This is a genomic window from Occallatibacter sp. (genome assembly GCF_049582745.1).
Lineage (GTDB): Bacteria > Acidobacteriota > Terriglobia > Terriglobales > Acidobacteriaceae > Telmatobacter.
On sequence record NZ_JBAUUO010000059.1, the window covers coordinates 14034 to 33630 of the forward strand.

Here is a 19597-nt window from a genome sequence, read left to right on the forward strand (position 1 = left end):
TCGCGATACCCTTAAGTTAATCGCGCATTGACGTGACCAAGGAGCACGCGCATCCCCATGCCCATTCAGAAAACCTCGAAGATCTGGCACAACGGCAACCTGATTCCGTGGGAAGACGCCACCATCCACGTGATGAGCCACGTCGTCCACTACGGCTCCAGCGTTTTCGAGGGCATCCGCTGCTACGCCCAGCCCCAGGGCTCCGCCGTTTTCAGGCTTCCGGAGCACATGCAGCGCCTGCTTGACTCCGCCAAGATCTATCGCATGGCGCTTCCTTTTTCGCTCGATGAGCTTTGCGCCGCCGTGGTGGACCTGATTGAGGCCAACGGCGTCGCGCCCTGCTATATCCGGCCCATCGCGATTCGCGGCTATGGCGAAATTGGCGTCAGCCCCAAGGGATCTCCCATCGAGGTCTATATGGCCAATTTCCCATGGGGCAAATATGTGGCCGGCACCGGTGGCGCAGACGTCTGCATCTCCAGTTGGAATCGCCTCGCCCCCAACACCATGCCTGCCCTCGCCAAGGCCGGCGCAAATTACATGAATTCGCAACTCATCCGCATGGAAGCCGAAGCCAACGGCTACGTTGAGGGCATCGGACTCGACGTCAATGGCCTCGTCAGCGAAGGCTCCGGCGAGAATATCTTCCTCGTCCGGAACGGCGTCCTCTACACACCACCCCTCGCCAACTCCGCACTCTCCGGCATCACCCGCGACAGCGTGCTCACCATTGCCCGCCACCTTGGACTCGCCGTCACCGAACAGCCCATTCCGCGCGAGATGCTTTACATCGCCGACGAGGTCTTCTTCAGCGGAACAGCCGCAGAGGTCACGCACATCCGCTCCATCGACCGCATCCTCATCGCCGATGGGAAGATCGGCGAAATCACGCGGAAGATTGCCGACGAATTCTTTGCCATCGCCAACGGCCTCAAGCCCGACCGCTTCGGCTGGCTCACGCCCGTCAAGGTCAACGCCACCGAACCCGTCACCGCATAGCACACCAACTTCCGTACACGACAAAGAGGCGGCCTTCATCGGGCCACCTCTTCGTCGTCCAGCAAACTCACTTCGCAGATCGCCGCCTAGGGCTTCTTCGTGACAAGAGGCATATATTCATCGCGCAGCTTCGTCTGCCGGCTCACCATCGGAATTGCATTACCATCAATGAATACCTGCTTCACTGAAGTTCTCACGTCCAACGGATCGCCGTTCGCCACGACAACATTCCCCACCTTGCCCACATCCAGCGATCCTAGTTTGTCACCCAGCCCAAACATCTCTGCCGGATTGAGCGTGATCGCCTTCAAAGCCTCATCGTAAGGCAGCCCATACGCCACCGCATAACCGGCCGCATACGGCAGATTGCGGCTTCCCCCCATGTCGCGCCCCCCCGTAGCGAGCGCGATCTTCACGCCCCGCTTCTGCAATTCCGCCGGCAAGGAGTAGACCGCATCGTACCGCTCGTCAGGATGAGGAAAGTCATAAATCGGTCCGACAATCACTGGCACATGGTACGAAGCAATCTCATCCAGCACGTCCTGCGCGTGGGTCACATGATTGAGAATTACCTTCAGGTGAAACTCTTTCGCGATGCCCATCGCAACTTCCACCTCGTATCCCTCATACGCGGCCAGCACTACGGGCTTTTCACCGTGCAGATAAGGCAGCAGCGCCTCCAGCTTCAAATCGCGCTTCGGCGTCGGCCCCTTGTGGTCTGGCTTTGCCGCCGCAGCCCGCTCCGCCTCGTAAGTCTGCGCATCCAGAAAAACCTGCCTGATCTGCGCCGCGAGCCCCATCCGCGTCGTCGGAAACTTCGACGGTCCGTTGAAGTTCGCCCTTCTGCGAACGTTGCCCTCGAAATTCATCGCCAGCGCGATCTCCGGCTTCAGCAGCATCTGATCGTGATCGCGCCCATAGAGTTGAATCGCCGCATCCTGCCCCGGAATGGAATCCGCCGAAGCCGGCGCGACAATCGCGTTCGAAATTCCGTTCAGCCGCTCCACGGGAATCCGAACTGTCTCCGCGTGAAATGCGTCCTCAACGCGCATCTGCGGTTCAATCTCGTCCGCAGTTTCCGCGAGGTCGTTGTTGTTCTGGTCTGCCGCAACCTCCGTCAGCCCGAGGCGCGTTTCGGCATCGAAGAATCCCGGATAGACCGTCATCCCCTTCGCGTCGAATACTTCCGCTCCGGCCGAAACCTTGGTCGACTTTGCCGGCCCGACCGCGACAATCTTGCCGCCCGACAACACCACGGTGCCGTCTTCAATCGTGCCGTGTGTAACCGTCAACAGCTTCCCGCCCACAATGGCAATCGTCTTCGCCGGCGCTGGCGCAGTGCCGTTCGGTCCGGCCTTTTCAGTCTGCGCAAGACCCTGTATTTGGCCAAAGGCAACGCACGCTAAACCTGCAATCAGGATTCCCGGCTTCATTGTTCGTCTCCTTCGTCGTCACTGCCTTCGGATGCGGCGTCGTGCATCGCGCCGCTGAAGTGCGTCGTTCCAAAGCCGGGCAGCGAACTGTCAAAGAACAGATCGCCATCGATATACACCTTATCCACACGCGCATACGTCGACAACGGATCCACATTCCAGATCACGACGTCCCCATCCTTGCCGACGTCCAGCGATCCCACGCGATCGTCTACGCCAATGATCCACGCCGCATTCAACGTAATCATGCGCAGCGCTTCCTCTTCTGTTGCGCCGCCATAGTGCACCATCTTGCCGGCTTCCTGATTCAGCCGCCGCACATAATCGTTCGAATCGCTTTTCAGAGCCACGCGCACGCCTTCGCGCATACTCATAACGGCATTCCACGGAATCGCATCCCACGCCTCGTCCTTGAATCCCCACCAGTCCGCGAACGTTGCAATGCCGGTGCCCGTCGGCGCAATCTTGTCGCCAACCTTGTACATCTCCAGCGCATGGTGGAAGGCGCGAATCTTGTATCCGTACTCTTTCGCAATGGCCTCTTCCGTCAGAAACTCATCGGCGCGGTAGCAGTGAATCTGCACGTAGAGCTTGCCGCGAAGCACATCCGCCAGCGCTTCCAGCTTCAAATCCTTCTTCGGCGCAACCGCATCCTTGTCGCCCTTCGCCACCTTCGCGTTGTAGGCGTCCCACGAAGCCATGTACGCCTTCGCATCTTCAAACGCCTGGCGCATCACCTCGAAGTTTCCCATGCGCGTCGAAGGGACTTCATTGCGCCGGCCGTAGACGCGCTTTGGATTTTCGCCGCTCGCAAACTTGATGGAACGGGGCGCATTCGGAAAAAGCATCTCGTCGCGCGACAAGCCAAACTTGTTTTTGATTACGACTGCCTGGCCGCCAATCATGTTTGCCGACCCGTGCAACAACAGTTCCGTCGTCACGCCGCCGGCCAGCGCCTGGTACAAAGCCTTGTCCCGGTTATCAAACGCATCGATCATCATCATCGACGGCGTCACCGGGCTCGTCGCTTCGTTAATGTCGTCGCCCAGCGCCGAGTGCGAGTGCGGGTCGATGATTCCCGGCGTCACAAACTTCCCCACCGCGTCGATCGTCCTGGCGTCTGCAGGCGCGTCCACCGTTGCGCCCACCCCGGCAATCTTCCCGTCGTGAATCCACACGCTGCCATGCTCAATCGTGCCGTGTGTCACCGTCATGACTGTCGCGTTTTTGATCACGACATCGGTCGGAGCGCCGCTTTGAGTTGCTTGTGCAGGAAGGTTGATGGGCGCGGCCCAGATCCCTGCCAAAAACAGGGCGGCACACCCGTGTCGAAGCACAGAAGGAAAACTAGCCATGGACTGGTCTCTCCGGGGAAGTTCGGTTCAAGACAGATTGTGAATGATAGTAACACGCTGCAGAAACAGGCTGCCTCTGCGTCCGACAGCCTCTTTTGGAGAACTTTCTGGCTCTAACCCGCGTATCTCCGAACTGAGACTACAATTTCGACCGAGGCCACCATGGACAACTTGCTCCAGGATCTTCGCTACGCCACGCGAACCCTGCTCCGGGCTCCCGGCTTTTCCGCCATTGTCATCATTTCCATCGCGTTGGGATTCGCAGCCAATGCCACGGTCTTCAGCGTAGCCAACGGACTGCTGTGGGGCCTGCTGCCCGTCAAAGATTCCGGACGGATGGTCATGTTCTCCGAAGGCCAGTCCTACTCCTATCCCGACTACATCGACTACCGCGATCAGACCGGCGACATCTTTGACGGCGGAGTCACGGCGCACTTCCCTCTCATTCCGGCAAGCATCGGCGGCAAAGGGGCGCCCGAACGGGTCTGGGGACAGTCAGTCAGCGGCAACTTCTTCTCTACACTCGAAGTGCCAATGACACTCGGCCGCACGATCCTTCCTGAAGACGACCAGACATCTGGCCGCAACCACGTCGTGGTACTCAGCAACAACCTCTGGCGGCGTCGCTTCGGCGCCGACGCAAACATTCTCAATCACGACGTGGCCTTGAACGGGCGACACTACACAGTCGTGGGAATTACGCCGCTCGGTTTTTACGGCGTAGATCGCGGAATCTCTTCTGATTTCTGGGTGCCTCTCGCCGTGTCAGAAGAGATCATGCCCGACTTGGCTACCGAGGGAAGCATCAGAACCAGGCGCGACAACCAATGGTTGATGCTGGACGCTCGGCTCAAGCCCGGCATCACCCGCTCTCGAGCGCAGGTGGCGCTCAATGTCATCAAGAAGCGACTCGACAACACCTATCGCAAGGATGACAAAAACCACGAGACCTTGACCCTGCAAACCGCCGGCGGACTGATCGCCGGTTCCGCCACACCCGCATTCACTCTGATGGCCGTCCTGATGGTCGTCGTCGGTTTAGTCTTGCTGGTCGCCTGCGCCAACGTCGCGAACCTCCTGCTGGCGCGCGCTGTGGGCCGCCAGAAAGAAATCGCCATTCGCCTTGCAATGGGCGCCGGGCGCCGTCAACTCATTCGTCAACTGCTCTTCGAGAGTTTCATCCTGGCGTTCACAGGTGCGGGCGTCGGCTTTATTATGGCCGCCGGGGCCGCCCGCGCGATTTCCAACTTCCAACTTCCGCTTCCGTTCCCGGTCGTCTTCGATTTCAATGTCGATTTGCGCGTTGCTCTGTTCACGCTTGGCCTCTCCATCGTCACGGCACTCGTATTCGGATTGGTTCCGGCCCTCCGCGCTTCGCGGCCCGACCTCGTGAGCGCTCTCAAAGACGGCCAGTCCCTGTTTGGAGGTACGGCACGCTCGCGCCTGCGCAATACGCTGGTCGTGGTGCAGGTAGCGCTATCGCTCGTCCTGCTTGCGACAGCCGGACTCTTCCTGCGAAGCCTCGGTAACGCCTCCTCGATCGACATTGGTTTTAAATCCGACAATGTCCTGATCATGACGATGGACCCCAAACTCCAGAGCTACTCGCATGACAAGACCGTGCAGTTCCTGACGCAAGTGCGTGAGCGCGTCTCCGCTCTGCCGGGGGTGCGGTCCGTAAGCTTCGTAGGAATTGTTCCGCTCAGCATCGGCGCCAGCAGCAACAACTACGATGTCGAAGCTGCGAAGGATCATCCCAAACAGAACGTCCTTGCCGACACCAACACTGTCGGCAGCGGCTACTTCGCATCGATGGGCATTCCGCTGCTGCGTGGTCGAGACTTCGTCCTCCAAACCGATGACCAGCATGTGGCCATCATCAATGAGACGATGGCCTCGCACCTGTTCCCCGGCCAGGATCCGATCGGTCGCGTGATTCATCAGGACAAAGACCAGTTCACCGTAATCGGCATTGCACGGAACTCGAAACAACGTACGATTGGCGAAAAACCTTCCAATGCAATCTATCTCTTTCTTAATGCTGCTCCCGAGAAGGCAAACAGCTTCTTCGGAACCACGCTCATCGTCAAGACGTCCGTGAACCCCGCGGCGATGGCACAATCCGTACGCCAACAGATTGCCGCACTCGATCCCAACATGGCGGTATTCAACGTTGAGACGATGCAGCAGCACGTCGACAAGTCGCTCCTCCTCCCGCGCATTTCCGCACTGTTGCTCGGAATCTTCGGCGCGGTCGGCCTCACCCTTGCGGCCATCGGACTCTACGGCGTCATGAGCTATTCCGTCCGCTGCCGTACGCGCGAAATCGGCATCCGCATGGCGCTTGGCGCAAAGCCGCGCAAGGTCCTGAAGATGATTCTGCGACAAGGTCTAACCCTGACTGCGATAGGCCTTGCCATCGGACTCGCCATTGCCTTGGTGGTCGGGCGGTTCGCGGCCAGCGTGCTTTACGGCACCAGTGGATCGGATTTGGTGACGTTTGTGGTCGTCTCGGTCGTTCTGATGGCCACAGCCGCAATCGCCGTCTTGATTCCCGCCCTTCGCGCGGCACACGTCGAGCCCACGGTCGCTCTGCGTTACGAATAGTTGATGAATGCGGTTGATGTGACCGGCCCTAGTATCATGCAATAGACGTTCACTATCGAGGAAAACCACCGCGCGTGAAACCTGACATGAAAGTGCAGTTCGCCGGCATCGAGCTGACCAACCCGGTCATCGCCGCCAGCGGCACTTTCGGCTACGGCATCGAATTTGAAGAGATCGTCTCTCTCGAACGCATCGGCGCGTTCGTCACCAAGGGCATCTCGCTCGAACCCATGGCCGGCCATCCTGCGCCGCGCATCATCCAGACTGCCGCCGGCATGTTGAATGCTATCGGACTGCAGAACATCGGCGTGGCCGAATTCATTGAAAAGAAACTCGCGCCGCTCCGCCGCTATCCCTCCTGCAAAGTCATCGTCAACGTCTTCGGCTGTACGGTCGGCGAATACAAGCAGGTCGTCGAACGTCTCAACGATGCCGAAGGCATCGCCGCGTATGAGTTGAACGTCTCCTGCCCCAACGTGCATGCCGGCGGTATGGCGTTCGGTTCCGATTCCGGTTCGCTTGAGTACCTGGTACACGAGGTCCGCAACATCGCAAAGCGTCCGCTTATCGTCAAGCTTTCCCCCAATGTCACCTCCATTGCGGCGATGGCGCGCGTTTGCGCCTCGGCCGGAGCGGATGCCGTCAGCCTTGTAAATACCTTCCTTGCCATGTCGATCGACGTGGAAACCCGCAAGCCGCGCCTGACCAACGTCACCGGCGGACTCTCCGGTCCTGCCATCAAGCCCATCGCAGTGCGCATGGTTTACGAAGCAGCCCGCGCCGTCAGCATCCCCACCATCGGCCTCGGCGGCATCGTCACTCCCGAGGATGCGATTGAGTTCATGCTCGCTGGCGCAACCGCAGTGCAGGTGGGCACCGCCAGTTATGCCGATCCGCGTGCTACCGAGCGCCTCGCCAAAGGCCTCGAAGCGTGGTGCCGCAGCCATCATGTCGAGCGCGTTGCCACCCTCACCGGCGCGATCGACGTCCCGCAAAAGTAGACCGGGACAAACAGACCCTTTGCTTCCAGATCCAGTTGATATGATTCCGGTGAAGTCCCTCTTCCCTTCAAGGAGCACACCTGTGAAACTTCGCCGCTTGCAGTCGATTGCGCTTATTGCCTCGATCGTGGCCATTGCCGGAACCCTGGGACTTAGTGCCCAGAACATTTCTCTCACCGTGGATGCGACTAAAACACAGAACAAGATTCTGCATGCGCACCTCGTGATGCCCGTCAAACCCGGACCTCTCACCGTTTATTACCCCAAGTGGATTCCCGGCGAGCACGGACCCGATGGCCCCATCGCCAGCCTTGCCGGGCTCAAATTCTCAGCCGACGGCAAGGTGATCCCCTGGCGACGTGACTTGCTCGACGTCTTCACCTTTCACCTCGATGTGCCCGAAGGCGTCAGCAAGCTTGAAGCGAACTACGACTACATCGAGCCCGATGGCGGCTCCGCGACCGACAAACTCCTCATCCTCGAATGGAACGAAGTTGCTCTCTATCCCGAGGGAACACCCGCTGAGAAGCTGATCTACGATGCGAAGCTGATCCTGCCGGAAGGCTGGAAGTTCGGCTCATCGCTTCCTGTCGCAGGCGAAAGCGGAAACGAAGTCTCGTTCAAACCCATCTCGCTCGATCTTCTTGTCGACTCGCCTGTCGCCACGGGCCGGTACTACCGCAGCATCGATATCACCCCTCCGGGCGAGCCTATCCATCACGAGATCGACCTGGTCGCCGATAGCGAAGACGCCCTGAACATGAGCGAGAAGGACCAGAAGGCCATGACAAACCTGGTCGCGGAATCGGGCAAACTCTTTGGCGCGCGCCACTATCGCGACTATCACTTTCTGCTCGGACTCAGCGATCATGTCGCGCACTTCGGGCTTGAACATCACGAGTCCAACGACAGCCGCCTGCCTGAGAACACGCTGCTCGGGCCCGGCTCCGGCATGGCGCTCGGCGGTCTGCTTTCGCACGAATTTGTCCACTCCTGGAACGGAAAATTTCGCCGCCCCGAAGATCTGACAACGCCTGATTACGAGCAGCCGATGAAGACGGACCTGCTGTGGGGCTATGAAGGCCTGACCGACTACCTCGGCCCGATGCTCGCGGCGCGCAGCGGTCTGTGGACGCCCGACCAGTACCACGAATACCTCGCCAGCATCTCGGCTTCTCTCGGGCCTGGACGCCCCGGCCGCACGTGGCGGCCATTGCGCGATACAGCCGACGCCGAGTTCGGCATGGGCTTTGGCGCGCGTGGGTGGCTCAACTGGCGGCGCGCAGCCGATTACTACGATGAAGGCGACCTGCTCTGGCTCGAAGTCGCCACGATCATCCATCGCGAGTCCCACGGCGCCAAGTCCATCGACGAGTTCTGCCACGCCTTCCACGGCGGCGCCAACAACGGCCCCGAAGTGAAGACCTATACCTTCGATCAACTCGTCAGCAACCTCAACGCTATCGCTCCCTACGACTGGGTCACGTTCTTTCACACGCGGCTTGCCTCAACCTCGCCGGAAGCGCCAGTCGGCGGAATCGAGAACGGCGGCTGGAAAATCACCTACAGTCCCGAACGGGCAAAGCTGCCAGGGCGGCGCGGAAACTTCAGCGAAGTCTACTCCGTCGGCCTGCAGGTCGGCGCCGACGGCATGGTCGGCGACTCCATCGTCGGCAGCCCAGCGTTTGAAGCCGGCGTCTCGTCGGGAATGAAGATTGTTGGCGTCAACGGTCGCGTCTATACTCCGGAATTGCTCGGCGAAGCAATCAAGGATGCGAAGGACCCTTCAAAGCCGATCACGCTGCTGGTGGTTGTAGACGACTACTACCGCACCTGCACCATCAACTACCACGATGGCCCGCGCTATCCGCACCTCGTCCGCGAGGAAGGAAAGCCTGACTATCTCGATGAGCTGATCAAGGCACGGGTTGGAAAGTAATTGACTTTCTGTTTCGCGGATTCGGCTTCTCTGAATCCTCAACTGCGAGGGGCCTCACGGGGAGAGGCCCCTTTGCGATCGGGCCGGGCCAATCATGAGACGAGAATGGGGGGTATTATCCCATCTCTTTGACTAAATATAGTTTTTCCAGTGGTTTACAGCGGAAACCCTCTGCAAAGAATTCTTGTTTAAGAAGTTAGCTGTAGAGGTTTCTCCACAAAGGACTTAACGACCAGTGGATGACCGTGCCCCGTCCGGGAACAGGGATCTTTCGTGACGATGCTCGATTATCACTTATGCACATACCCATGAGAGCCTTGTGATCACTTTCTATTGTGCTCCCGAGACACGAAATTACCTGCAAAATTTCCGAAAGAATTCTGCGCGTGGAAACAAGCACTTAGCGGCTAATCGGAAGCGAGAGGACTTGACTGCTGAGAGACGAGACGGTGAATACCATCAATTCTACCACTTCGTAGAACGTTAAAACTGCCATCCAATACAGGCTGATGCCGACTCCAATTCCATAAGAACCCTGCTATGGCCGGTTCGAGAGAGAGAGAAGGAAGCATTATCCACGGCTCAGGCGTGCGGGAGTGTTTACTGCTGCAGATTCGGTTTCTGAGATGGTCCGACGAAGTGAGCCATTTTGAACATCCCAGGCACGGAGAGCTGTCATAGAGTCCAAAGCGGGTTGAATTTCGGCCCACGAAAGCCCGCAACCGAAACGCGGGGAGCGACGGCTTGGCACAAAACAGATCAGCGAGCTGGCGCAGTGGAGTTCCACAGACAATTCAATTCCGAAAGGAGATACGCCATGCGAAGAATGTTCAGCCTGGCTTTGGCTGCATTGGCACTCACCACCACATTGGTTGCGTTGGATGCCGACAATTCTCTCGGCACCTGGAACGTCAACATAGCGGCATCCAAGTACACGCCAGCACCGTTACCGGTTAAAAGCCTCACCGTAGTGCGCGAAGTGTTCCCCGGCGGCGTGAAGGTTACAACCACCGGCGAGCGGACAGATGGCACCGCGATCAACACCACCTATTCGGCAAATTACGATGGCACGCCAGCCGGTGTCACGGGCAAAGGATCGCCGTACGACACCGTCTCGCTCAAGCGGGTAGATGCTAATACGTTCAACTACGAAGCGAAGAACACGACTGGAAAGTATTCCGCCACTGGGCGCATCGTGATTTCGAATGAAGGCAAGAGGATGACATTGACGGCCAAGGGTATTGACGCCGATGGAAAGGAGTTGACGCTGTTACTGGTTTACGACAAGCAGTAGCAAGTGTGGGGGCAAGTTCAGGAAACGAAAACGCGCGAGCGAGGCAGCTTCAACTCGACCAGCGGAGGAACGGGCGTGAGAACCTTGGCCGCTTACTGGGGATGTCTCTTGCGTCAAGAGCAATGAGAGTGGGAACCGTTGGCTCTTGGCGCCGCGCGGTGAATTCGTTCTCGCATATAGTTGGGCGCGGTTCTCCTTGGAAGCTTGAAAGTCTCCCGCGCCCTTTACGATCGGTGGTTCGTTTTGAGACGCACGAGATCAACTCGACGAATGGTATCGTTGACCGGTCTGCTTCTCCTGGCAACCCTCGCTTCTTCATCCCAGGTGACTCCTCCGTCCACCGCAGAAATCAAATCTTCTGAACTGGACCTCATCCTGCACCGAGTTGAGGACATCCAGCACCAGGACCCCGCTCAATTTCGCCCGTATGAGGTGACGCGCGAATACAAAGTGTTCCAGGGCTATGACAATCAGCCAACCTCAGAGGTCACGGCGAAGATCGGTTTCGTTCCCCCCGACAAGAAGACATTTCAGATTATTCAAGCGCGAGGTAACTTCGCGGGAGAAAAGATCGTTCGTGAACTTCTGCGTAGTGAAACCGATTCGGTGAGGAAAGTACATAGCACTGAGGTCAACCGCGCGAACTACGATTTCGTTTTTCTGAGACGACAGAATTTCGGTGCCGCTCCCGAGTACGTTTTTGCGATCTTCCCGAAGCGGAAGGATAAATACCTTTTGCGCGGGCAGATCTGGGTGGATGCCGGCAGTTTTCGCATCCGTCGAATCGAAGGTGTACCAGCGAAAAGCCCCTCATTCTGGCTCAAGAATCTCCACGTCACGTTGCAATTCGGCCAACTGGGCGGGATGTGGGTCCCGGTCGCTTTCGACAGCATTGCGACCGTCCGTTTTTTGGGAGAGTACACACTCGCTGGTGTCAATACCGCATCGGATGAAGTGTCAATCGCCGTACCGAAATGACCAGGAGGTGCCATGCATAGAGTCGCGATGTCCGGAATCTGGTATCCCGACTGAATCTGGAACCAAGTTTGCACAGGTTTCCGAGAGACCTCACTCGTGGACCAACGATTCAAACCCGGTACAAGAGACGCTTCATCAGGTGAACGGAGGTTCCATGAAAGTTGCCACAGTCGTAGGAATTCTGCTGATTGTCATTGGTATTGTCGGCTTCGCACTGGGTGGGTTCAGTTACACCCACGAAAAAAGAGACGTTGATCTGGGCCCGCTTCAGCTCTCTCACAAGGAGAAGAGCACTCTACCAATTTCGCCAATTCTCAGCACTCTATCCCTTGTCGGTGGCGTTGGTTTGGTGGTGGTCGGCATACGCCGCAAATAGCGACAAGCCAACTGCCGATGGCGGGGCGATTCCAGAGGAACAACGATCTGTCTTTCGGTTCCGATAGGGAACGTGACGTCGATACCAACCGCCCGGACAGAATGCCCGGGTGAAGTTTGGGATATCTTACCTATATCCTCCGCGACATGGTGCTCGTCTCCTACATCCACGTGCTTTCGGCTGCATTTTTGATGGGCTTAGCGGCGGCTGCGCCGATGGGCCCCGTCAATATGCTGGCCATCCGTCGTGGCGTGATCGGTGGTTGGCGTCATACTCTTGCGTGCGGAATTGGCTCCATCACCGGCGATTTAATCCTTTTCTCTCTGGTCCTCTTCGGGGGCGATTACTTCCTTCCTGACCTGTCCAGCCCTACGCTCCAGACGGTGCTGGCGGCCATGGGCACAATCGTCCTGTTTCCGCTGGGGATCTACTTCGTTGTCCGCGCCGTCAAGGAGCCTTTGAGGGCCTATGAAAGCGCTCGCCACCAATGGGATGAAGGCACGATTCCCGGGCACCTGATCGCCGAAGTCGCCGATGCTGGCGCGCTGACCATTCTCAATCCACTGACAATTGCCTATTGGATTTGCGTCACCGGCAATTGGCTTCCCTTCGCCCATTCAGTCCTCGGCTATAGCGCCCCCGGTCTGGGAATCCTGATGGCCGGCGCCGGACTGACGGCCTGGTTTACGACGCTAACCATCATCGTTCGCTTCATTCCGCATCGCATCGGCCCAAACTTCTTCCGTCTCATCAACGCGATCCTCGGCCTTATCCTTCTTGGCTTCGCTACGTTCTGCGCCGTCGTCCTGTCGCGCCATGTTCTGCACTGAGACGCAGCGTTACCACAAAAGAAAGGTCCGGCGGACACTGGTAATGCGATCAGGGAATGGGCGCTTCGAGGCAGGGGGATACGGGCGAGGGGTCGTCGAACTGGCCGAGGGCTTCGCGCAATTCATGCGATTCGCTCCACGCCGTGCGGAAGCACTGCGAGAACGGTCCTCGTCCCATCAAGCGAACGAGTCCGATGCCCCAGGACATCGCGGATGGCGGCGTTCCATCGGGCCACAGGTCGCTCAAGGGGCGCACTACGCCTTCCGCGTCGGGATGGAAGACGCGTTCGTCCCACCTTTGCGAACCTTGCGGAAAGTCGGGATAGTGCCGGATCGCATCGACGGCCGCGCGCAACATGCGATGTCTCCATGGCTCGGCGTACTGGGGCATGAAGAGCACGTCGCTCTTTTTTTCAACGCGGATTTGGTGCACAAACTCAGAGAAGCTTGTGGCGTTGGTCAAATTGAGATTGGCATTCGGTTCCAGGCCGTGACGATCTCCGCCGGAGATGAGCAGCATGTCCCACTGCTCAGAGAGTTGCCGCACCTTACGATTCTCTTCCCAGTTGCGCAGGCCATTCAATTCCAGCGCGTGCATCCACGTACCGTATTTGTGGATGAATTCGTTGACTAGAAAATTATGGGTTCGCGTGCCCACCAGGTAGAGATCCCACATGGGATGGTTGAAGACCACCAGCACTTCCGGTTCGGCGTCGAGAGCTACGAGAATCTCCTTGAGTCGATCGTCGCTGGGATTACCCGTGAATTCAGCGAGAATTTCCATCCATTCGGTGGCCCTGGCGGCAGGCAAGTTGTGCACGCCAAGATGAAACGATTGCTCGCCATAGGGGGCTGTCCATTCCACCGAAACCGGAACGTACTGAGCGCCCGATACATTGCGCACGTTTAAAGGCGCGTTGATGTTGTCGTGATCGGTGAGGGAAACGATCGAAGCCATCCCGAGCTTTTCGATCTGCTGACTTTCAAGATCGAAGGCGCGCATGGGGGTCAGCGGCGGCGTCCAATAGCTGGCCTTGTAGTCCGCCCGCATTCCATGATTGGCTTCCGACTTGCGTTCCAGTTTGGCCATCAAATGCCGCATCAACGCGTATTGATTTCCAAACTTGGCCAGGGAGCTCAACGTCTCCCTGGACTCGTTTGTGTGGCTGTGGAGAGAAATTCCGGTTCGAAATCCCTGCGACGCTCGTGGGTCGTTCCAAAGGTACGAAATCCTCGAACTGGCCATTGTGCCCCTTTTGCCCCGGTTGGTTCGGTCGTCAATGAGCAGAACAGTTGCGGGTCGCTGTTGTTATGCGATGACGATTCCAATCGCATCATCGCTGCCGAGCCCGGAAAGATTACGAAAACGGTATGAAACGTCCGAAATGCTCAATGAAATCGGGAGGCGTTATTGGAGTCCGGAATTCGTCATTGGGGATTTACTTGGAACCCTACCAGATGACCGGCGGTTTTGTTGATGACTTTTTTGTAATGTTTTGCGGTTAGCCCCCAAACCTATCACCCCATTCCGCTTGGAACGCTTCCGCGGCCAGCGGTCCAGCTTGCGTTGTTCTGAGGTACCGCCGAATTGAGACACACGGAAGCGTGATACCCTCAGTGAAATTCCTGCTAAACAAGCAGCGCTCCCGCCTGATGCGAATCGCCCTTTTTACCGAGACCTTCATCCCCAAAGTCGATGGCATTGTCACCACTCTCTGTCAGACCGTCAGGCAACTGAGGGAACTCGGGCATGAGGTACTGATCTTCGCGCCTGAAGGCGGTTTCGCGGAGTTCGAACAGTGCCGCATCGTGGGGATGAAGAGCTCCTCGTTTCCGCTCTATCCGGAGCTCCGTCTTGCCCTGCCGCGCGCCTCGATGCGCCAGGTGCTGATGGATTTCAGGCCGGACGTGCTGCACGTGGCTGAGCCTGCACTGCTGGGGATCGCAGGCCTCTACTACGGCGGTGGAATTCATGGTGGCGCGCTGCACGTCCCCCTCGTGATCTCGTATCACACCGACCTGCCCAAATACCTGCACTACTATCATCTGGGATTCCTCGAGCCCCATGTCTGGAAGATTCTGCGCCTGCGTCACAACCGGGCATCCGTCAATTTGTGTACGTCCACGAAGATGCTGGACGAGTTGCGAGCCCATGGAATCGAGCGTGTGGCTCTCTGGCCAGGTGGTGTTGACGCCGATCTCTTCAACCCCTCTCGGCGCTGCCCGGAAATGCGCACCCGCCTCACCCAGGGGCATCCGGAGAGTCCCCTGCTGCTCTACGTCGGCCGGCTTTCGGCAGAGAAGGACATCGAAAGCCTCAGGCCGGTTCTGCAGGCGTTCCCTCAGGCGCGGCTGGCCCTGGTGGGAGATGGACCGCATCGCAAGGCCCTGGAAAGCCACTTCGCGGGCCTGCCGGTCGTTTTTAGCGGGTTTCTGCGTGGAGAAGAACTGGCTCGGGCATTCGCGTCGAGCGACATTTTTCTGATGCCTTCGCGCACCGAGACACTCGGCCTTGTCGTCCTTGAGGCCATGTCGTCCGGTCTTCCCGTAGTAGCGGCGCGCGCGGGCGGCATTCCCGACATGATCGAGGACCGCGTCAGCGGGTATCTCTTCGACACAGAGAATGAAGCGATCGCAATCACTGGCGAGTTGCTCGACTCCAGGGAGAAGCGATGCGACCTCGGAAGGACTGCCCGGGAACACGCGTCGCTGACAAGTTGGAGAGCCGCCACTATCGACCTTGTCGAGCAGTACAAGAGAGTCTGCGAAGCCAAGCCTTTCTCCGACAATCCGGTTGAGACTTCAGAGCCGCGGAGGCGAACGAGCAAGGCACTCAAGCGGACAACGATGTTCGTGATCCGCAAATTGCTGCCTTAGTTGCCTGAGAGCGCTCGCCCGTCGTCAGCGGGTCGCCGTCGTGCTCGACGCAACACCATCGATCTGGTAGGTCCCGTAATCGATTGTGAAAACGGCGGTGCCGCCGATGCGAACTTTTGTCTCGCTGCGATTGGATTCGGGCAGCCAGAAGTCTCCGGATTTCGTGCTCGTAAAGGTGATTTGTGGACGAAGTATCCAAAAGGAAGGATTCTTCGCCGGTTCCGCCTTGATCTTCACAACAGCGAAATCGGCTTCGTCGACCCAGATTTTACCCCGATAAAGAAACTTGCTGTTCGTTACCGGTGCGACTGCGAGAATGTATGCCGGCCTGCCGTCAACGGTTTCGATGCCCGCAAGCTCGAATTTGTAGTTGGCAGGCGTCAAGGCTGTCGCGCCCTGGTCGTGCGCCGCTTCCATTTCGCTGTCGACGGCCTTCTTCAGAACCTTGTCGCATAGAAACTTCGATCCGCTTTGCGACACAATGCGAAAGCTCTTGCCGGTCGCGGCGTCAAAGGTGACCGACACATCCATCTTGCCCACAAGATTGGCCGAGAATCCTTTGTACTGCACCTGGTAGTGCCGCAACTCCTGATAATGTTTGAGTTGCTCGCCTTGGATCCGGTTGTGGCGCATCATCTGCTCCACGATCGCCGGCGCGGTCATGGATGCGGGTGAGGAGAGATTCGGATTTTCCGCGCGCGCCACTCCGGCCGCCAGGAACAAGCAGGCGGTCAGGGGAAGGGCCCTGATTCGGCTGATGGGCATGATGCATCATATCCCGGCAAAGCAGGAGTCGCGCTGTTACCTTTTGCTCACCTAGCACGCTTGGCTGGGGGAATCTTCGTGCGCTGGGACACTGTACGAAGCTGTTGCGCTCTCTTTTCTTACCCATTCAGTCGTGAGGGGCGTCACATTGCCGTCCGTGAGCCGCGCAAAATAGGTGATTTGCAACACTTGTGACGACGCTCACAGCCGATCGTGTTTCGAGCTAAGTACTGTGCGTACATTTGCTGGACTTCCAGATGTGATCTGACTGACTGGATCAGCCTGGGGAGATTCCGGCGCCTTCGCAGCGAGTGAAGACTGTGAGTGAGGTGGGCATGGGGCAAACGATCTGGCAATCAATGGAGCAAAAGGGGTACAACCGCAGACAATTTCTGCAGTTTTGCACGGCAGCCGCAGCAGCTGCCGGTTTTGCGAAGAGCGGCGTAGCCCAGGTGGTGTCGGCATTTGAGAAGAAAGAGAAGCCGGCCGTGGTGTGGATGCACTTTCAGGAGTGCACTTGCTGCAGCGAGTCGTTCATCAGGGCGTCGCATCCGATTGTGGCTGACGCCCTGCTCGACGTACTCTCGCTCAATTACACAGAGACGCTGATGGCGGCGTCGGGCTTCCAGGCGGAAAAGAGCCTGCAAGACACCATCAAGAACAATAAGGGCAAATACATCGTGCTGGTCGAAGGCGCGGTTCCTACCAAGGACGGCGGCGTCTACTGCATGATTGGCGGCAAGACGGCCGAATCGATCCTGCAGGATGTAGCCAAGGATGCAGCGGCGATTGTGGCATGGGGCAGCTGCGCTTCCAATGGATGCGTGCAGGCTGCGAAGCCGAATCCGACCAACGCGACGCCGATCCACAAGCTGGTCGACAAGCCGGTGATCAATGTTCCGGGATGCCCGCCCATTGCCGATGTGATGATGGCGATCGTGACGCACGTGCTGGTACTGGGTCAGCTTCCGGCACTCGACAATCTCGGCAGGCCGAAGGAGTTCTACGGTCGCCGCGTACATGACACGTGCTATCGCCGGGCGAATTACGATGCCGGGCTCTTTGTCGAGTCGTTCGACGACGAGAACGCGCGCAAGGGATATTGCCTGTATAAGATGGGCTGTAAAGGGCCGGTCACCTATAACGCTTGCTCGGTTGTGGGATGGAACGAGGGCACCAGCGCACCAATTCGTTCAGGCCACCCGTGCATCGGATGCAGCGAAGAAGGGTTCTGGGACAACGGACCGATCTATCGGCACCTCTCGTCGTTCCCCGGCTTCGGCATCGAAAGCACGGCAGATACGGTGGGAACAATCGTCGCAGCGGCCACGCTAGCCGGCGTTGCAACCCACGCCGTGGTTACAAATATTCGTAAAAAGGCAGTCATCGCGGAAGTACACGCCGATGACCAGAAGGAGTCCTAAGCGGCCATGACTCGCATTGTCGTTGATCCGGTAACTCGCATTGAAGGCCACCTGCGTGTTGAGGCAGTGGTGGAAAACGGCGTCATCACCGACGCATTCAGCTCGGGCACGATGATTCGCGGGCTTGAGAAGATTCTCATCGGCCGCGATCCTCGCGACGCGTGGGCCATTACGGAGCGCGTGTGCGGCGTTTGCACCACGGTTCATGCCATGGCAAGCTGCCGCGCCGTCGAGGATGCTCTTGGCATCACGTTGCCTCCCACGGCCGAGCTTATCCGCAACATCATGACCGCAACCCAGCATGTGCAGGATCACGTGGTGCACTTCTACCACCTGCATGCGCTGGACTGGGTTGATATTGTCAACGCGCTGAAGGCCGATCCCAAAAAGGCTGCTGAAATCGCGCAATCGTTCTCGAGCTACGACAAGAACACGGCTGCCCATTTCACCGATGTGCAGAACAAGATCAAGGCGTTCGCGGCCAGCGGCCTGGGCATCTTTGCCAACGGCTACTGGGGACACTCTGCGTACAAGCTTCCGCCGGAAGTGAATCTGATCGCCGTCGCCCATTATCTGGATGCGCTCGAGTGGCAGAAGGAAATCGTCAAGATTCACGCCGTGTTTGGAGGCAAGAATCCGCACCCGAACTACCTCGTCGGCGGAGTTCCCTGCTCGATCGATTTGGATGAAGTGGCAGCCATCAATACCGAGCGCTTGAATCTGGTGGGCAGGCTGATTTCACAAGCCGATGAGTTTGTGAACCAGGTGTATGTGCCCGACCTGCTTGCGGTGGCATCGTTCTACAAGGACTGGGCGCAGTGGGGCGGCGGGCTGAAGAACTATCTCAGCTACGGTGAGTATCCAACGCAGGGCTACAACAAGCCTGAGGCGTTCAAGTATCCGCGAGGCGCCATCCTCAATCGCGATCTGAGCCAGGTTTATCCGGTCAATCCCAGGGATTCGCAGGAGATCAAGGAGTACATTGCCTCGTCGTGGTACACGTACGCAGGCGGCGACCAGGTAAGCCTGCATCCATGGGAAGGCGAGACGGAAATCAAGTACACGGGGCCAAAGCCTCCCTTTGAAACGTTGGAAGGCTACGAGAAGTATTCGTTCCTGAAGACGCCGCGGTGGAAAGACAATCCGATGGAAGTGGGTCCGCTGGCTCGGCTGCTGGTTGGCTATGCTTCCGGTAACGCCCAGGTAAAGGAACTCGTGGGCCAGACGCTGGGCAAGCTCGGTGTTCCGGTGGGCGCGCTCTTCTCGACGTTGGGACGCACGGCGGCACGCGGACTTTCGGCGGCGCTAGAAGTTGGATGGCTGAAGGAGTTTTACGCAGAATTGATGGAGCGCGTGAAGACCCGCGAAACCTCGACCTTCAACAACGAGAAGTGGGATCCAAAGACCTGGCCGAAGGAGGCCGAGGGTGTAGGCCTGGTGGAAGCACCGCGCGGCTCACTGGCCCACTGGATCAAGATCAAGGATGGCAAGATCGAGAATTACCAGCTCGTGGTTCCGACTACTTGGAACGGTTCTCCGCGCGATGCCAAGAAGCAGCATTCTTCGTTCGAAGCCGCGCTGATTGGCACGCCGGTGGCGAAGCTCGATGAGCCGGTCGAGATCATCCGCACGATTCACTCCTTTGACCCGTGTCTTGCCTGCGCCGTGCATCTGTACGATCCGCAGGGCCGGCACCTCAACCAGATCTCCTTCGAGTGA

15 protein-coding genes are annotated in these 19597 nt (G+C 58.1%); 11 read left to right on the plus strand and 4 right to left on the minus strand.

Annotation, left to right across the window (positions count from 1 at the left end; genetic code table 11):
* Positions 1-57: 57 nt before the first annotated feature.
* The gene (locus tag WCA10_RS07660) at positions 58-999 is read left to right on the plus strand and encodes a branched-chain amino acid transaminase (protein WP_472821919.1); all 942 of its coding nucleotides are present in this window, start codon (positions 58-60) and stop codon (positions 997-999) included.
* A gap of 86 nt (positions 1000-1085) precedes the next feature.
* Here the strand turns inward: WCA10_RS07660 and WCA10_RS07665 are convergent, their stop codons facing one another.
* Together WCA10_RS07665 and WCA10_RS07670 are read right to left on the minus strand one after the other, a co-directional pair.
* The gene (locus WCA10_RS07665; protein ID WP_472821920.1) at positions 1086-2432 is read right to left on the minus strand and encodes an amidohydrolase family protein; all 1347 of its coding nucleotides are present in this window, start codon (positions 2430-2432) and stop codon (positions 1086-1088) included.
* Positions 2429-3787 carry an amidohydrolase gene (locus WCA10_RS07670; RefSeq protein ID WP_472821921.1) on the minus strand — a complete coding sequence of 453 codons (1359 nt, stop codon included), beginning with the start codon at positions 3785-3787 and terminating at the stop codon, positions 2429-2431. Before WCA10_RS07670 ends, WCA10_RS07665 begins: the two co-directional genes overlap by 4 nt.
* A gap of 162 nt (positions 3788-3949) precedes the next feature.
* On the opposite strand from WCA10_RS07670, the gene WCA10_RS07675 reads away from it, so the two are divergent.
* The 7 genes from WCA10_RS07675 (at position 3950) to WCA10_RS07705 (ending at position 12812) form a co-directional block, all read left to right on the plus strand.
* Positions 3950-6394, plus strand: coding sequence for an ABC transporter permease (locus WCA10_RS07675; protein WP_472821922.1), 2445 nt, complete (start codon positions 3950-3952; stop codon positions 6392-6394).
* 86 nt (positions 6395-6480) lie between these two features.
* Complete coding sequence (locus tag WCA10_RS07680) at positions 6481-7395, plus strand: dihydroorotate dehydrogenase (RefSeq protein WP_472821923.1); 915 nt, start codon at positions 6481-6483, stop codon at positions 7393-7395.
* A gap of 82 nt (positions 7396-7477) precedes the next feature.
* On the plus strand, positions 7478-9334 hold the full coding sequence (locus WCA10_RS07685) for a M61 family metallopeptidase (protein ID WP_472821924.1): 1857 nt from the start codon (positions 7478-7480) through the stop codon (positions 9332-9334).
* An 817-nt stretch (positions 9335-10151) separates the two neighbouring features.
* Positions 10152-10628: a hypothetical protein gene (locus WCA10_RS07690; RefSeq protein ID WP_472821925.1), complete on the plus strand. Its 477-nt coding sequence runs from the start codon at positions 10152-10154 to the stop codon at positions 10626-10628.
* 270 nt (positions 10629-10898) lie between these two features.
* The gene (locus tag WCA10_RS07695) at positions 10899-11606 is read left to right on the plus strand and encodes a hypothetical protein (protein ID WP_472821926.1); all 708 of its coding nucleotides are present in this window, start codon (positions 10899-10901) and stop codon (positions 11604-11606) included.
* A gap of 154 nt (positions 11607-11760) precedes the next feature.
* A complete protein-coding gene (locus WCA10_RS07700) occupies positions 11761-11982 on the plus strand; it encodes a DUF3185 domain-containing protein (protein ID WP_472821927.1) in 222 nt (73 codons plus the stop codon).
* 116 nt (positions 11983-12098) lie between these two features.
* A complete protein-coding gene (locus WCA10_RS07705) occupies positions 12099-12812 on the plus strand; it encodes a LysE family translocator (RefSeq protein WP_472821928.1) in 714 nt (237 codons plus the stop codon).
* A 49-nt stretch (positions 12813-12861) separates the two neighbouring features.
* On the opposite strand, the gene WCA10_RS07710 is transcribed toward WCA10_RS07705, so the two are convergent.
* Positions 12862-13953 carry a PHP domain-containing protein gene (locus WCA10_RS07710; RefSeq protein WP_472821929.1) on the minus strand — a complete coding sequence of 364 codons (1092 nt, stop codon included), beginning with the start codon at positions 13951-13953 and terminating at the stop codon, positions 12862-12864.
* Between the two features lie 512 nt (positions 13954-14465).
* Between WCA10_RS07710 and WCA10_RS07715 the strand changes: the two genes are divergently transcribed.
* Positions 14466-15689, plus strand: coding sequence for a glycosyltransferase family 4 protein (locus WCA10_RS07715; RefSeq protein ID WP_472821930.1), 1224 nt, complete (start codon positions 14466-14468; stop codon positions 15687-15689).
* A 24-nt stretch (positions 15690-15713) separates the two neighbouring features.
* Here WCA10_RS07715 and WCA10_RS07720 read toward each other — a convergent pair whose 3' ends face one another.
* Positions 15714-16454, minus strand: coding sequence for a hypothetical protein (locus WCA10_RS07720; protein WP_472821931.1), 741 nt, complete (start codon positions 16452-16454; stop codon positions 15714-15716).
* 335 nt (positions 16455-16789) lie between these two features.
* On the opposite strand from WCA10_RS07720, the gene WCA10_RS07725 reads away from it, so the two are divergent.
* Both WCA10_RS07725 and WCA10_RS07730 read left to right on the plus strand, forming a co-directional pair.
* Positions 16790-17878 carry a hydrogenase small subunit gene (locus WCA10_RS07725; protein ID WP_472821932.1) on the plus strand — a complete coding sequence of 363 codons (1089 nt, stop codon included), beginning with the start codon at positions 16790-16792 and terminating at the stop codon, positions 17876-17878.
* 6 nt (positions 17879-17884) lie between these two features.
* A complete protein-coding gene (locus WCA10_RS07730) occupies positions 17885-19597 on the plus strand; it encodes a nickel-dependent hydrogenase large subunit (RefSeq protein ID WP_472821933.1) in 1713 nt (570 codons plus the stop codon).